13 protein-coding genes are annotated in these 15,266 nt (G+C 72.6%); 4 read left to right on the forward strand and 9 right to left on the reverse strand.

The genetic code is table 11. From position 1 onward, the window contains the following. Positions 1-51 precede the first annotated feature (51 nt). From ACFY3N_RS16675 to ACFY3N_RS16690, 4 genes are read right to left on the reverse strand one after another with little or no spacing between them, the layout of a single operon-like run. Entirely contained in the window at positions 52-918 is an 867-nt protein-coding gene (locus tag ACFY3N_RS16675; RefSeq protein ID WP_390817406.1) for a carbohydrate ABC transporter permease, read from the reverse strand. Continuing rightward, a complete protein-coding gene (locus ACFY3N_RS16680; RefSeq protein WP_390817407.1) occupies positions 915-1,877 on the reverse strand; it encodes a carbohydrate ABC transporter permease in 963 nt (320 codons plus the stop codon). The genes ACFY3N_RS16675 and ACFY3N_RS16680 overlap by 4 nt, the downstream gene beginning before the upstream one ends. After that, positions 1,874-3,202, reverse strand: a complete 1,329-nt coding sequence (locus tag ACFY3N_RS16685; RefSeq protein WP_390817408.1) for an ABC transporter substrate-binding protein — start codon at positions 3,200-3,202, stop codon at positions 1,874-1,876. Before ACFY3N_RS16685 ends, ACFY3N_RS16680 begins: the two co-directional genes overlap by 4 nt. Further along, on the reverse strand, positions 3,195-5,570 hold the full coding sequence (locus tag ACFY3N_RS16690) for a beta-galactosidase (protein WP_390817409.1): 2,376 nt from the start codon (positions 5,568-5,570) through the stop codon (positions 3,195-3,197). Before ACFY3N_RS16690 ends, ACFY3N_RS16685 begins: the two co-directional genes overlap by 8 nt. A 150-nt stretch (positions 5,571-5,720) precedes the next feature. Between ACFY3N_RS16690 and ACFY3N_RS16695 the strand changes: the two genes are divergently transcribed. Then, positions 5,721-6,443 carry a FadR/GntR family transcriptional regulator gene (locus ACFY3N_RS16695; protein WP_390817410.1) on the forward strand — a complete coding sequence of 241 codons (723 nt, stop codon included), beginning with the start codon at positions 5,721-5,723 and terminating at the stop codon, positions 6,441-6,443. A gap of 297 nt (positions 6,444-6,740) precedes the next feature. Then, on the forward strand, positions 6,741-7,976 hold the full coding sequence (istB, locus tag ACFY3N_RS16700; RefSeq protein WP_390817411.1) for an IS21-like element helper ATPase IstB: 1,236 nt from the start codon (positions 6,741-6,743) through the stop codon (positions 7,974-7,976). Between the two features lie 368 nt (positions 7,977-8,344). On the opposite strand, the gene ACFY3N_RS16705 is transcribed toward istB, so the two are convergent. Then, positions 8,345-9,256 carry a hypothetical protein gene (locus tag ACFY3N_RS16705; RefSeq protein ID WP_390817412.1) on the reverse strand — a complete coding sequence of 304 codons (912 nt, stop codon included), beginning with the start codon at positions 9,254-9,256 and terminating at the stop codon, positions 8,345-8,347. Beyond that, entirely contained in the window at positions 9,253-10,290 is a 1,038-nt protein-coding gene (locus ACFY3N_RS16710; protein ID WP_390817413.1) for an SPFH domain-containing protein, read from the reverse strand. The genes ACFY3N_RS16705 and ACFY3N_RS16710 overlap by 4 nt, the downstream gene beginning before the upstream one ends. Before the next feature lie 406 nt (positions 10,291-10,696). Between ACFY3N_RS16710 and ACFY3N_RS16715 the strand changes: the two genes are divergently transcribed. Beyond that, positions 10,697-10,909, forward strand: a complete 213-nt coding sequence (locus ACFY3N_RS16715) for a hypothetical protein (RefSeq protein WP_390817414.1) — start codon at positions 10,697-10,699, stop codon at positions 10,907-10,909. A gap of 570 nt (positions 10,910-11,479) precedes the next feature. Here ACFY3N_RS16715 and ACFY3N_RS16720 read toward each other — a convergent pair. From ACFY3N_RS16720 to ACFY3N_RS16730, 3 genes are all read right to left on the reverse strand, one after another. Then, positions 11,480-11,824 carry a hypothetical protein gene (locus tag ACFY3N_RS16720; RefSeq protein ID WP_390817415.1) on the reverse strand — a complete coding sequence of 115 codons (345 nt, stop codon included), beginning with the start codon at positions 11,822-11,824 and terminating at the stop codon, positions 11,480-11,482. Beyond that, positions 11,821-12,837 carry a GNAT family N-acetyltransferase gene (locus ACFY3N_RS16725; RefSeq protein WP_390817416.1) on the reverse strand — a complete coding sequence of 339 codons (1,017 nt, stop codon included), beginning with the start codon at positions 12,835-12,837 and terminating at the stop codon, positions 11,821-11,823. The genes ACFY3N_RS16720 and ACFY3N_RS16725 overlap by 4 nt, the downstream gene beginning before the upstream one ends. A gap of 87 nt (positions 12,838-12,924) precedes the next feature. After that, complete coding sequence (locus ACFY3N_RS16730; protein WP_390817417.1) at positions 12,925-13,428, reverse strand: hypothetical protein; 504 nt, start codon at positions 13,426-13,428, stop codon at positions 12,925-12,927. A gap of 1,114 nt (positions 13,429-14,542) precedes the next feature. Between ACFY3N_RS16730 and ACFY3N_RS16735 the strand changes: the two genes are divergently transcribed. Continuing rightward, positions 14,543-15,250: a restriction endonuclease gene (locus ACFY3N_RS16735; RefSeq protein WP_390817418.1), complete on the forward strand. Its 708-nt coding sequence runs from the start codon at positions 14,543-14,545 to the stop codon at positions 15,248-15,250. Positions 15,251-15,266: the final 16 nt, after the last annotated feature.

Genomic DNA, 15,266 nt, shown 5'->3' on the forward strand with positions numbered 1-15,266 from the left:
GGAGGAAGCCTTCCCATGTGTGGTGGGTGGAGGGTGCGGACGACGGGCGGGTCAGCTCTTGACGGCGCCCGCGGTGAGTCCTTCGAGGAGCTGCTTGCGCAGCACGAAGAAGACGATGAGGCTCGGGACGGCGGCGAGGACGGCGCCGGCCAGGACCAGGTCGTACTGGCGGCCGGTCGCGCCGAACAGGGCCTGGATGCCCATCGGGAGGGTGTAGTCGCCGGGTTCGCTGACCACGATGAGCGGCCAGAGCAGACTGTTGTAGCTGTTGAGGAAGGACCACACGCCCAGGGCGCCCAGGGCCGGGCGCAGCAGCGGCAGGACGACGCGGCTGAAGAGCCCGAACTCGGTGCAGCCGTCGACGCGGGCGGCGTCCAGGAGGGCGTCGGGCACGGACTGCTCGGTGAACTGGCGCATCATGAAGATGCCGAACGCGGGCGCCACCCAGGGCACGACCAGCGCGAAGTACGGGGTGGTCAGATGGGCCTTGGCGATCATGATGAACAGCGGTACGACGATGACCGCGAACGGGACGGCCAGCGAGCTGAACATGATGTCGAAGAGCAGGTTCTTGCCGCGGAAGCGGTACTTGGCGAACGCGAACCCGGCGAGCGCGCACAGCGCCACGGACGCGACCGTGGAGACGACGGCCACCACGGTGCTGATCAGCAGCCAGCTCCAGAACGGATTGCCGTCCAGCAGGCCGCGGTAGTTCTCCAGGGTGGCCGGATCGGGCAGCAGTTCGGGCGGGTAGCCGAAGATCTCGCTCCGGGCCTTGAAGGAGGACGACAGGGCCCACAGCAGGGGCAGGGCGAACACCAGCAGCAGGGCGATCAGGAACGCGTAGAGCAGGGCGCGGCCGATCCGGCGGCGGGCCCGGGCAGGCGTGTTGGTGCCCGAGGTCTCGAGAAGGGTCATCGGCCGTCTCTCCCCACTCCCAGCAGCCGCATGGCGAGCCGGCCGAGGACGAACACGGCGACGAAGAGCAGCACGCCGGCCGCCGCCGCGTAGCCGAGCTGCTGGCGCTGGAACCCGGCGCGGAAGATGAACATGGCCACCGACAGGGTCGATTCGCCCGGGCCGCCCTGGGTGAGCAGGAACGGCTCGTCGAAGATCTGGGCGGTGCTGACCAGGACGGTCACCGCGACGAACGCGGTGACCGGGCGCAGGCTGGGCAGGGTGACGTTGCGGAAGCGGCTGACCGGTCCGGCGCCGTCGATGGCGGCGGCCTCGTGCAGCTCCTTGGGCACGTTCTGCAGTCCGGCCAGGAAGAAGATGGTCAGGTAGCCGGTCCAGCGCCACAGCACGAGGACGACGACGCTGACGCGCGCCCAGCCGGGCGAGCCGAGCCAGTCGATGCCGCCGAAGCCGAACAGGGCCTGTCCGGCCGCGTTGAGGAGGCCGAACTCGTTGTCGAAGAACAGCCCGAAGACCAGCGTGATGACGATCGGGGAGATCACCACGGGCATGAAGTAGGTCAGCCGGAACAGGTCCCGGCCGCGGAGGCCGCGGGCGTTGAGGGCCTGGGCGACGAGCAGCGCGGCGGGCAGCACGACGCACAGCGTGAAGACGACGTACAGGACGGTGTTGGTGACGGCCGTCCAGAAGCTGTGGTCGCCCATCAGGTCCCGGTAGTTGCGCAGGCCCACCCAGCGCGGGGCGCCCAGGCCCGCCCACTCGGTACAGCTGAGGTACAGCCCGATCAGGATCGGCACCAGCAGGAAGAGCCCGTACAGCACGTAGAACGGGGAGATGAACAGGTAGGGAGCCCAGGCGCGCCGGCGGCGCGACCACCGGGACTGCGACGGCGCGCAGGCGCCGGGGTCCTCGGCGCGTACGGCGGTGGGCGCGGTGCGGGTCGGCGGGGGAGCGGTCATCGTTTCACCTGCTGTCGGTAGGCCCGCAGACCGGCCTTGAGCGCGGCGTGCGGCGAGGCGCGTCCCTTGAGCGCGTCCAGGACCGGGCCGCCCAGCACATCGGCGAGGATCTGCATGCCGGGGGCCTGGTAGAAGAGGGGAAGGTCGGCGGCGGCCTCGCCGTAGACGTCGAAGACGCGCTGGTTGCCGAGGTAGGCGTCCTCGGCGGCGACGAGTTCGGGATCCCGGTACAGGTGCTTCAGGGTGGGCAGGAAGCCGCCCGACCTGTAGCGCAGGATCTGTCCTTCACGGCTGAGGTAGACGCGGCGGAGCAGTTCGAGCGCGGCCTGCGTGTGGGGCTTGTCCTTCAGCACGGCGAAGGCGGTGCCGCCCAGGGTCGAGCCGACGTGCCCGCCGCCGGCGAAGCGGGGCAGGGTCCGCATCCGCCAACGGCCCTTCTGCTCCGGCACGTTGGCCTGCAGACCGTAGGCGTTGTACCAGTTCGGCATGGCGGTGGCGGCGAGCCGCCCGGACTGGAGCGCGGCCGCGCACGCGCTGCCGTAGGGGTCGGGCAGGGCCAGCAGCGCGCCCGAGCGCACCCCGCGGGCCATGAACCGGAGCACCTCGAGTGCCTCGGGCGAGTCGAGGATCAGCTCGCCGGCCTCGTTGAAGAAGCCGCCGCCGCGCTGCAGCAGGAACTGCAGGAAGCCGTTGACGATCGATCCGTTGTCGCCGGTGGAGACCATGCCGACGCTCACCTCGTGGTCCTTGCCGAGGCGCTCGCCGTGCTCGAGGAACTCCTCCCAGGTCTCCACCGCTTCGGGGACCCGGTACTTCTCGAACAGGTCCTGCCGGTAGTACAGGACGGTGATCGAGTTGTCGGAGTCCAGACCGTAGGGGACGCCGTCGACCGTGTACGGGGCCAGCTTGAGCAGGTCGTCACCGAACGTGCGGACGGTGTCGGTGAGGTCGACGAAGAGGTTCTGCGCGATGGAGGAGCCCATCACCCGGGGGAACTGGTCGACGACCAGACCGGCCAGGTCGGGGGTGTTCCCGTCGGCGACCGCCTGGGCGATCATGCGGGTCATCACGTCGCCGGGCGCCGCACTGGTGACCTTCAGGCCGTAGTCGAATCGGGAGCCGCGCATCAGGCCGGTGTCCTCGACCGCGGTCCGGAACGTCTTGATGTACCCGGGATCGTGGGTCCACAGGCTGATGCGGACGCGTCCGGCGCGCAGCGGCGCGGCCGAGGAGGAGCCGCATCCGGCGAGCGCCGGGCCGGCCAGCAGACCCGCTCCCGCCCCGATCCCGGCGCGCAGCACGCTTCTGCGGCTGGGATCAGACACGTCCTTCTCCTTCACCGGTCAGGCGCGCCCGCGGTACGGCCACCAGTTCGGCCGACTCGACGGCGGCGCGGGTGCGGGCGGCGTCGAACCCGGGGCGCACCGAGGCGTCGACGTGGATGCGGGCGGCGGGATCGAGGGGCAGGACGCGGATCTCCAGACCGTGCCGGACGGCCGCGTCGGCGAAGCGGCGCAGCCCGATCTCCCAGCCGGGCCCGTACCAGAAGTGGTCGGCGACGAGCCGCCCGTCGAGGTAGGCGCGGGCGGCGTCGCCGGTGTAGCGCAGCCTCAGCAGCACCTCACCGTCGCCGTGCAACGCGGTGGCGGGGACGGTGAGTCGGAAGACGGCGGCCTTGTCCCAGTCCGCCTCGCGAGGTGCGGAGGCCCGGTCGTGGGATCCGCCGGTGCGCGCGGGCGGGGCGACGGCCTGCTCCCGCACGGTCTCCAGGACCGGCTGCGGCAGCCGCGGAGCCGCGGCCAGCGGCCACCGGGTGAAGACGCCGTCGGCCACCGGTTCCCCGGCACCGCTTCCGCCGAGGGAGGCAGGGGCCGGCAGCAGGGCGACCGAGGGCGCGTCGGAGGCGATGTGCAGGCGCAGTTCGTCGCCGTCGGCGAAGACCACGTCGTCGCTGAGGACGAGCCGGTCCTGCCCGAAGACCCGAATCCGGTTGAGCCGGAGCGCCTGCTCGGGGGAGAGCACCAGGACGCGGGCCCGGCCGGACGGACCCGTGAGGGTCAGCAGCGCCGCGGTGCCCGGTTCGGTGACGGTGACCAGCGTGGCCTCGCCGGAGGCGTCCACCCGGGCCGGGCCGCGGACCTCCACCCCGGCGGGCAGCGCCAGCGACACCGGGATGCGGTCGGTTGCCGCGAGCACGGTCAGCGGAAGGCCGTCGGCCTCGAGCCGGGTGATCGGCTGGGCGCTGGCCCACTCCAGGCGCAGGCCGGCGCCGAGGTCCAGGCCGATCGGCCACACGAAGTGGGCGCCGGAGGGGATGCTCACCGGCTGCGCGGGCACGGTGACGGTGCGGCCGCCGGGGAGGGTGACACCGAACCGGACGCCGTCGTGGTCGGGCAGGGTCTCGTGCGGCTGGTGGTTGTTGACGAACAGGAAGCCCTGATCACCCGCCGACCGGACGGCCCAGCGCAGCGTGGAGCGGTCATCCAGCGAAGCCGGCTCCCGGTCGGGCAGCTGCAGCGGCATCCGGGCCAGGTCCGCGCCGTAGGCGTGCAGGAACAGGTGCTGCCGGCGCAGCGCGTGGAAAGCCGGCCGGACCTGTCCGTACTCGCCCAGCGGGGCCTGGAAGTCGTAGGTGACCGTCGGCATGTCATTGGGGTAACCGGTGTCGTGGCTCTCCTGGTTGGGCTCCTTGAGGTCCACGCGCTGCGAGCAGCCGTGATAGAGGTAGTAGCCCTGCCAGACCGAACCGCTGCCGAGCTTGGCCAGCGCCAGCGAGGTGATGTCCGCGGCCGGCACGATCGGCCTGCGGTGGTAGGCGATCGCCATGCCGCCGCCCACCTCGCAGGTGGCGTACGGGTAGCGGCGCGCGTCGGGGCCGGTGCCGGTCGGGGCGCTCGAGCGCAGGTCGGCACCGATGGCGTGGTCGTCGCGGATCGGCGTGAAGAAGTAGTGCCGGCGCATCTCGCGGGCCCACCCGTCGTGCGCGTCCTCCCAGAACGCCTCCGGGTAGCCGCCGTACAGCGGCAGCAGGACATCGGCCGGTATGTCCGCGGCTCCCCAGGCGGTCGCCGTCCACAGCGGCGCGCGGATGCCGGCGTCCTCGGCCATGCGCCGCAGCGTGGCCAGGTGCTCGGGCCGGTCGTACAGCTCGTTCTCCACCTGGACGGCCACGATCGGGCCGCCCTCCTCGTGGAAGAGGCCGCGAAGCTGGTGGGAGAGGTGCCGGTAATAGGGTTCGACCAGGGCGAGATACGCGGGGTCGTCGGTGCGGGGGGCGCAGTCGATGTCTTCCAGCCAGTCGGGGAAGCCGCCGTTGCGGCACTCACCGTGGGACCAGGGGCCGATGCGCACGGCCACGGCCAGGTCGAGCTCCGCGCACAACGTCACGAAACGGCGCACGTCCAGGTCGCCGTCGAAGCGGTAGGCGCCGCGGTCGTTCTCGTGCTGGTTCCAGAACAGGTAGGTGGCGACCAGATCGATGCCGCCCGCTTTGACCTTGAGGAGCTCCTCGCGCCACTCGGCGGCGGGATAGCGGCTGAAGTGGAATTCCCCCATGACCGGGATCCATCTGCGGCCGTCCCGCCACAGGCTCCGACTGTCGACGGCCACCGGGAAGGGGACGGCAGGAGGACTGCCCAGGGGGAGGTGACCGGTCAAGGGCTCGGAGGGGTCGTGGGCATGCAGAGACAACATGACAGGCGGCTCCTGCGGAATGACTCGGTGAAGTGGGTTCATCGTGGGTGTGGCCGGAAAGCCTGTCAAGATGTATTCATATTTAATAATCGCCGCTAGGATGGCGTGGCACCGCACCGAGCAGCCCACGCGACCCCGAGGAGTACCTGTATGGCGTCCTACACCGGCCGAGGTGTGCACGGGCAGGTCGTCCATGCCCTGGGTGCCCGCATCGTCGGCGGCGAGCTCGCCGAAGGCGCGACGCTCGACCTGCGCGCACTGGGCGAAGAACTCGAGGTCAGCCTCACCGTGATGCGCGAGTCCATGAAGGTGCTGGCCGGCAAGGGCCTGATCGACGCGCGCCAGAAGCGCGGCACCTTCGTCCGCGAACGCAAGCACTGGAACCTGCTCGACGCCGACATCATCCGCTGGCAGGTCGACAGCGGCGCCGGACAGCGCCTCATGCGCGACCTGGCGGACGTCCGCTCGATCGTCGAGCCCGCCGCGGCCCACCGCGCCGCGCTGCACCGCACCGAACAGGACCTGCACGCCCTGCAGGCCGCCCTGGACGCGATGGCCCGCGCCCACACGCACTCGCCCGCGGACGCCGCCGAGGCCGACGCGGCGTTCCACCGCGCCCTCCTCGACGCCACCGGGAACGAAATGCTGGCGCGCATGGACCTGCTGCTCGAGCCGGGACTGCGCGCACGCGACCGCGTCGTGCACTCCCACGGCCGGACCGACGACCCGGTCCCCAGCCACCAGGCCGTTCTGGACGCCGTCCGGGACCAGGACCCGGCCCGTGCCGAACTCGCCATGCTCGACCTGCTGGCCAAGGCCGTCCACGACCTCGATCAGGTGACGCGCGCTCCGGACCCGGCCCGGCGGCCCTGACCGCCGGGGCCCTGCGACCGGCCCGTCCCGGCGAGCCCGCACTCGTGGCGGAGGACGCTTCGGGCGGGGCGCCACGGCGGCTTCGACGCCGCCCGGGACATCGACGGCCCCACCGCCGCCGTGCCGTCGGGAGTCGGCATGGAGGGGCCGGGCCGTACGGTCGAACGTCCGGCGTGCCGGCTGATCGGTCCCCCTGGCCGGTTCCCGGTCACCAGGGGAGGCGCGTTTCGTCCTACAGGATGTCTATTCATTCGTGTGAGTGGCGCGGTTTCACCTGTCCGGCGGCCTCGGCGAAGAATGGCGAACGTGCAGCCCATCCCCAGTTCCTCGTCCCCGCCGACCACGACTCTCGGGTACGCCCTGTTCGCCACCCGCTGGTTGCAGGCCCCGTTGTACTTCGGCCTCGTGGCCGCCCAGGGGGTGTACGTCTACAAGTTCTTCAACGAGCTGTGGGCGCTGATCCTCCGGTGCGTCACCGGGCAGGCGACGGAGACGTACGTCATGCTCGCCGTCCTCAAACTCGTCGACGTCGTCATGATCGCCAACCTGCTGATCATGGTGATCGTCGGCGGCTACGAGACCTTCGTCTCGCGCATCGGCCTCCAGGGCCACCGCGACCAGCCGGAGTGGCTCTCGCACGTCAACTCCAACGTCCTGAAGGTCAAGCTCGCCACCGCGATCGTGGGCATCTCCTCGGTCCATCTGCTCCAGATGTTCGTCGACGTGCACCACACCTCCCGGCACTCCCTGCTGTGGGGCACGGTGATCCACATGGCGTTCATCGTGTCGGCGGCGATCCTGGCGTACATGTCGGGCCCGATGGCCGCCCACCACGAGCGGGCGCCGCACCGCGAGGAGCCCGAGGACCGGCCGTCCCCCGCCGGGGTCCCGCGCCCTCGCCCGGCAACTCCGGCGCGGACGAAGGCGCTTGCCGCGGAGACGGGGTCCCACGAGCGGATCCGGGCGGCGGGGTTCCCGGCACGCAAGCTGCTGGAGGACTTCGACGCGGAGCACCCCCGGGTCTTCGACCGGGAGGCGGTGGCCCGGCTCGGCAAGCTGGACTTCGTCACCTCCGGCGGGAACGCGGTGTTCTTCGGCCCGCCCGGCACCGGCAAGACCCATCTCGCGGTCGGTCTCGGCGTGCGGGCCTGCGAGGCCGGCCACCGGGTGCTGTTCGCGACCGCCGCCGAGTGGGCGGCCCGGCTGACCGAGGCGGAGGCGGCGGGCCGGCTCACGGCGGAGCTGGCCGCCCTCGACTCCTACCCGCTGCTGATCGTCGACGAGGTGGGGTACGTCCCCTTCGGCGCGGACACCTCCCGGCTCTTCTTCCGGCTGGTCGCGCACCGCTACGAGCGGGCGTCCCTGATCGTGACGGGCGACCGGCCGCCGGCCCGCTGGGAGGAGGTCTTCCACGGCGCGGCCGCCCCGGCGCTCGTGGACCGGCTGGCCCACCACGCCGAGGTCGTACGGCTCGACGGGGACAGCTACCGGCAGCGGCGCGCCACGTCGCCGTGGGCGGACCAGGGTTGTTGAACAGTGGCCCTTCGAGTGCCTGAGCCCTCCGGTGCTCGGGCACTCCAGGTCCGGCAGCGGCAGGGGCAGCACGGGACCCGTCCACGGTCGGCACCGGATCGGGGATCGGGCAGGGGCCGCCTCGCGCCGTGACGCCTTCCGTGCCGGCCACCCGGCGCGCGGTGAACCGGGCCGAGCCACCCGGCAGCCGGGATGTTCGGTGCGGTGCCGGCCGGGCGGTGCGGCGTCCGATCGCGGCTGAGGAGCTCACAGCGCCCGGTCAGGTCCGCCTTGTACGCGGCGGTGCCGGGCAAGCCGCAGTCCGGCCGGTGGTGCTGGGCCTCCCCGGCGCGGTCGCTCTTGCGCATCCGGCGTTCAGCCTCGCCGAGTCACCGCTGCCCCGGAACGTGTGTCACCAGCCGCAGCCGCTGCTCGCACCTGCCCACACCCACCATCTGTCCCCACGTCAGCTCCAGGGCGTCGCCCTCCACGCCGTCCCCGAAGGCGACGAGACGTTCGGACTCGACGGTGAGGTGCAGCCGGCCGGTGGCGGCGAGTTCGCCGCCCACCAGGGACGTCCCGGTGGCCGGCGACGGCCAGGCCTCGCGGACGAACCAGAGCAGGCGGTCCTCCGTGGGGTGTGGCAGGCGCAGGGCGCTGCCCCGCTCCTGCCACACCGACCGGAGCCAGCCGGTCGCGCCGGTGCCCGTGCCCACCAGCACTCCGGAGGAAGCCTGGGCCTCGACGACACCCCCGTCGCCCTCCAGGCCCAGGCGGTATCTGGCCGTCTGGTGTCCGACGGCGCCGAAGTAGATCTCGTTGAGCGCGACCAGCCGCTGGGTGTCGTCGGCGACGGCCTCGACCATGGTGAGCTCGTCCGCCCGGGCCGTGGAGACGCCGCGCAGCAGCGCCGCCGCGTCGGCCGCCCGGTGCCGCACCAGTACGCCGGGGTTGCGCCCCGGCTCGGGATCGACGCCGATCACCGGCTGCCCGGTGAGGTACTTGGCCACGTTGGCCACCAGTCCGTCCTGTCCCACCACGACCACGACGTCCTCCGGGGCGAACAGGAAACGGTCCAGGTCGCCGCGCTCCACCCGGGCCTGCCGCCAGGTCGGCGGGACCGCGGCCGCCACCTCGGCCAGTGCCCGCCGCGCGCGGCGGTGGCGTTCGGCGACCTCCCCGAGGTCCCGGCCCCGGGAGGAGAGGAAGAAGGCGGCCTGTCCGTGGGTGCCGTGCCGGGCCACCAGTTCCTCGTACTCCGTGGTGCGGTGGACCAGGACGGCCCGCGGGGCGAGACTCATTCCCGGCCCTCGCCGCCGAGCCGGGCCAGCAGTCCGGTCAGCACGTCCGGCGAGACGGTCACGCTGTCGATGCGCGGGAGGTTCTCCGCAAGCCGTGTCCCGGTGAGCGCGTGCAGCGTCGCCGTGTCGACGTCGCCGTGGACGCGCAGCCAGGCCGCCTGGGCCTCCGCGCGGGCCTCGCCGACCTCGCGCGCCGCCTGGGCCTCCGCGCGGGCGAGCGCCACCGAACGGGCTGCCTCGGCCTCGGCGAGCTTGACCGTGCGCGACGCCTCGGCCTGCGCACGCACCTGGTCCGCCGCCGCGTTCTCCTCCGCCTCGCGGCGCGCGTTCGCCCCGCGCTGTTCCACCAGTCGTTCCTCGCGACGGGCGAGTTCGATCCGGCTGGCCAGTTCGTTCTCGGCGATGGCGCGCTCGCGTTCGACGGCGACGGCCCGCCGTTCGTACGTCGCCCGGTCGGCCTCCTGCTGGATCCGCTCCCGGGCGGGTGTGCGCAGCGCGCGCTCCACCTCCGCCTCGGGACGCACCGCCATGACCCGTACGGCCACCACCTCGATCCCGGTGGCCGGCAGCCGCGGCTCGGCGCCGAGGCCCGCCGCGATCCGGTCGCGCACCGCGGCCACCCCGTCGGTCAGCGCCGCGGACAGCGGGGTGCGGGCCAGCACCTCCAGCGCGTGCTGCTGGGCCGTCTCGGTGAGCAGCGTGCCCAACTGCTCCAGCGGGGCCCCGCGCCACGCTCCGCTGTCGGGGTCGACGGAGAAGTCCAGGCGGGCGGCGGCGAGCGCCGGGTCGCCGATCCGGTAGGTGACGGTGGCCTGCACCGACACGTCCTGGAAGTCGGCCGTGCGGGCGTGGAAGGTCATGGCCAGCTCCCGGTCCTCCACTGGCACCTCGGAGAGCGCGGCGGTCAGCGGACGGAACCAGAAACCGAGTCCCGGCCCGTCGTGCACCAGCTTGCCGCCGCGGTGGTGGCGGATGTGAGCCGTGGGCGTGGAGCGCAGATGGCGCCAGCCCAGGCGCCGGGTGATGTCGGCCATGGAAGCCCCTTCTTTCTCGTCGCGCCGACGATAATGCGGGGTCTTCTTATCGTCAAGAGGACGAGAAAGGGGGGTGGAGGCGCATCCTCTCTGTCGGAAACGTCCTGCCGGCCTCACCTGGCTCCAGCACCGCTCCGCGATGAAGACCTTCCGCCCGGCCCACCCCCGTGCCGCGCTTCTGGTGGCAGCCTGGGTCTTCCCGCTCCCGGTCGCCCTGAGCACCTGAGTGCGGAGCCCTCGCCCGGGCACGAGAGAACGTGCGGACGGTCCGAGCGTCCGGAGTGCGGCGCCCACTGGTGGAGAACGGGGAAGCGCGGCACACCGGTGATAGATCCCGGCCCTTCCAGGGAACCCGGCTCCGAAACGATCCGGAACCCAGCATCACCCACCGGGAGGGAAGGCACTGATGGAAGAGCGGCAGCCCCGACGCGACGGTCAGGTCCGGACGATGTGCAAGGCCTGCGGGAGCCGGCCCGCCGCCCCGGCCGCGGGCGGGACCACGCTGTGCGGGCACTGTGCCGCCGCACTCGAACTGCCTGACTCCTCGGGACTGGTCGAGGACGAGGGCGCCGCGGTCCGGCGGACGTTCGAGAACCGTGACCCGCACCCGGAACACTGACCGGCGGAACCGGCGGAACACCGGGACAACGATGCTTTTCGGCTCATCCTCCCGCCTTTGCCGAGCTCCGGGAAAGCAGGGCCGGAGAGGGGGTGGACGTCCCTCATGGACGGTACACAGTTCCGGCAGGACGGGCAGAACCCGCAAGAAGCCCGTGCCCGAGGCGCCATGCGGATCTGGCGGTGGGCCAGGTGGCCGGCCTTGCTCCTCGCCGTCGGTCGGGCGGTGAGCCGGGTCGGCGGCCTCATCCAGGGCGAGCAGGGACGGGACCTGTGGTGGCCCTTGGCCGGCACCGCCATCTGGACAGGATTGACCGTGAACGGCTTTGTGACCCACCACCGGATCAGGACGACGACCCTGCCGGCCCTCACCGGCCGGCCACCCGCCCGACCGCCTTCGGCCAGCCCGTTCCCTGCCCCCGTCGCCTCCCGACGCTCGAACCGTGAACCGCTCCGGGGCTGATGGAGGCCCCTGATACACCTCGGCCCGCAGGGAGCCGAGGTGCCGGATTCGAGGCGATCGGGTCTGTCCTCGGACCGAACCCGACCGGCGTGAGCACGCTTCCGGCGATCAGGGATTCGATCCGCTCTCCTCCGCGAGTTCCGGCACGGCCGCTGCCGGCGCGGCTCCACCTTGCTCGATCCGGCCGCCCGGCGGCTCCCAGGTGACCACCGCCGCCGCGCCGAAGACAGCCTGCGGCTCGGGCCACTGCTTCTCCTCCGCGCCGAACGACCCGCCCGGGCCGCGCAGGACCAGCACCGCCAAACCCTCCGCGTCGAACCGCTCGCATGCAGCGAATCCGTCGCTCAGCGCGGCGGGTTCGCCTTGCCGGACGCCGACGAGGCCCTCGGCGCACTCCTGAAGGGGAATCGCGGCTCCCTTCCGGTCGGACAGCAACACGATGCCGCTGCTCATTCGTTCCCCCAGTCCCAGGTGCCGAAGTACGCGGCCTCGCCGGTACGGCGGGCCTCTGCCACCGCGCTCAGGCGCGCGAAGTCACGGGGCGGCATCAGCGCCTTCCACCCGGCCAGGGGCAGGACGCGGACCTCGTCGTGCTCCTGCGGATTCAGGGTGATGCCGCGGATCTGCGCCGTGGTGAGCCGGCCGCCGTCGAAGACCAGTCCGATCGTGCTGTAGGGCCACGGGGTGCCGGGCAGCCCGTAGACGGCTGCCAGGAGCCGGGACGGGCCGGACGGGGTCAGGCCGGTTTCCTCCCGGCACTCGCGCACGGCGGTCTCCCAGGGCCGCTCACCCGCGTCCATCGTTCCGCCCACCAACTGCCATGGATGAGCGGGGGAGTAGACGGAGCGCAGCTGGAGCGGCCGGTCGTCCTCGTCGGTGAAGTACAGGCACGCGAAACAAGTGGCCTTCGGTACCGTCTCGGCGTACTGCTCGGGCGGCATCCAGGTGGCGCTGCTCGCCGGTGTGCTCGCAACGGCGGGTTCTTCCGGACGCGTCATCCGCATCAGAGCCGGACTGCCCGCGAAGCCCAGCTCACGGTAGAGCGGGGCTGCCTCCCCGTCGGCGTGCAGCTCGAACAGCGTGACCCGCTCCACGTCGGCGAGGTGGTCGAGCAGCGCCGAGACCACGGCCCGGGCGTAGCCGCGGCGCCGGAGGCCGGGGTGGGTGGCGACCACGTGCACGCGGGCGGCCAGGCCTCGTGGGTAGGCCGGTGCCGGGAGCACGGGATGGAGCAGGCCGAGGGCGCAGGCGGCCATCGAGCCGTCCGGCGCGTCGATGACGAAGGCCCGTGCGTCCCCCGCCGGGGTCAGCCGGGGTACCAGCTCGTCCGTGCACCGCCGGATCCACTCCTCGCTCAAGGGCGTGGACAGGACGTACTCCGAGCGCATCCGGACGATGCCCTCGGCGTCGGCGGGCGTTGCCGCGCGGACCGGCGGCCGCGCGGCGGGTGCGGTGTCGGGACTCATGGTGCTTCTCCTGTCGCTGAATGCGGACCGCTGTGTTCGGTGCGCGGCCGGGCCGGAGTCCCTCGGCCGCGCTCGACCGGTTCGGGATCACCGTGGGCGGTTCCGTAGGCGGTCCCGTGCACCGCGTCGAGCGCCGGAGGCGGGACCGGGACGCCTCGCTGCGGTGCGGCACGAGCCCGCCCCCACCCGGATCCCGGCGGCGGCGCCGGCCGGCCCCGGCCGGGCGCCGGTGTTCACGGCCTTGCGCTCAACCGCGTCGACCGAGGCGGCCGGCTTCCGGTACCGGCCGATCCGGAACGGGCCGGCCAGGCCGGCGCGCATCTCCTCGCCGGACTCCATGCAGGCCATGTGCCGGCGCAGCTTGCCCGGCATCCGGCGCCGCCCGGAGGTTTCCGGACCCGCCGGGCAGATCACGTGCGCGGGCAGGTGCCGCGCCATCGTGCGGGTGGTCAGCAGCGATCCGGCCCGGAGCCGCGACCCGTCGCGGTGGAGGAACTCCTCCTCTCGAACACCGGCCTCCCCCGGTTCGTCGTCCCGCGGGGTGCCGTTCGGCGGCCGGGGCGGCTGCTCTTGTGTGACGGCCGAGGTCATCGTTCCCCCTGGGACGGTCGCTGAGGCGGAGTCGTGAGGACCAACGACCCGGCAGCGATGTCGAACACATGCCATTCGGCCGTGCTCGGGAGCCCGTCATCGCATGCGGGAGGAAGCGCTGCCGCCGCAGGATCCCTGGTCCCGCTTGGGGTGGCTCCGGGCTCGGAATGGCCGAAACGCCGACATCACCCTGCGCGGAATCCGACCAGGACGGATCGAGGCCCGGTCTTCGCACGTACGGACCCTCCCTGGGCCCGGCGCGGTGTGCCGACGTGGCGTCAGACGCTCCTCGGGCGCCCCCTTCACTGCGTGCAGGGTCAGCCCGCGGCCTTCCCCACGGTGAACGGGGGGACCACGGCCCTCCCCGCGTCGAGTTCGGCCACGTAATGGTTGTCCTGATGTGATCCGGCAGTCGGAAGTCGAGTCCTCCTCCGATGGAGGCGCACCTCTCCCCTCGCCGGCAGGAGCCCGAGTACCGGTTCCGCCCGGCTTCTCGCTGCAGGGCGGCGCCGGCAAGCTCCCGCCCTCTGGATCCGTGTCGCATGCAGATGGGTGGACTGGTTGCGCCGGCAGACGGGCTCGAGAAGGGGCGGAACTGCTGTCCGAGCGAAGTCGGACAGCGATCGACGCGCGGGGCGCGGGGCGGGTGTCCTGAACGGGCACTCCGTACCACTCCGACCTGGATCGATTGTCAGTGGTCGCCTCCAGCATGGTCCTCGCTCGGTGGTGATGACTTGGGGGAGGACTGCATGCCGTTCGTACGGTCCCCTGTGCGTTCCGACGGGACGCCGGTGCGCGGGCACTTTCGGTGGGCGCCGGGTGCCCGGCGGGAACTCACCGTCCTCGCGCTGATCGCTGTGGCCGTCGTGGGCCTCGGCGACAGCAACGGGGGAGCGGGCGGCAGCACCGGCCCGCGCTCGAGGCCGGGGGAGGAAGCGGCGGTGACCTCTCCGCTCCGCTTCGACCGGAGTGCCGGCCGAGCGGCACCGCGCAGGAGCCTGCCGCGGCCTACGGTGTCGTACCCCGTCAGGTTCGACACCCCCACGAGGAAGCCGGCACCGCCCACCCCGACCGTCTCGTACCCGATCGACTTCTCCACCCTGGAGGGTGGGCGATGAGCCGGCGCCCGCCCCGGCGCCGCGGCCCTGCCCGGCGCCCCCGTCGTGGCCGCCGGCAGCAGCGGGACGACATGCACCTGCCGGCCGTGGGAGCCGCCGCGGTGGCGGCCGTCAGCCTCATGGTCATGGTGGTCAACTGGCTGGTCGCCCACTGGTGGGTCCTCGTCGTCGCCGCCCTCGTCCTGCTGCTGGGCGGACTGGGATGGTGGCAGCACCGCACCCGGCGCGCGCAGTGGCAGCAGGTCCAGGCGCGTGCACTGCGCTACGGGCTGGCGCAGCTGGACGCCCTGTCCCATCGCCAGTTCGAGCACGCGATCCGGGACCTGATGCACCGCGACGGATGCGCGGACGCCGTCCAGGTCGGCGGCCGGGGCGACCTCGGCGCCGATGTGAAGGCCACCGACCCCTACGGCCGGCGCTGGGTCATCCAGTGCAAGCACCGCAGGAACGGCAGCCGGGGCGCGGCCGTCGGCACCCCCGACCTGCAGGTCCTCAACGGCACGGGCCGCCCCGTCCACCGGGCGGACGTCGTCGTCATGGTCACCAACGGCCGCATCACCCAGCCCGGCCGCGCCTTCGCCCGGCAGCAGCGCCTGCACCTCGTCGACCGTCAGGTCCTCGCGCAGTGGGCGGCCGGCTCGCGCCCCTTGTGGGAACTGCTGAGTGCGGTACCCCCGCCGCGACGACCGTCGGCCCGGTCGTAGAGGACCGAGCAGCGGC

Source organism: Streptomyces sp. NPDC000348 (assembly GCF_042898795.1).
GTDB lineage: Bacteria > Actinomycetota > Actinomycetes > Streptomycetales > Streptomycetaceae > Streptomyces.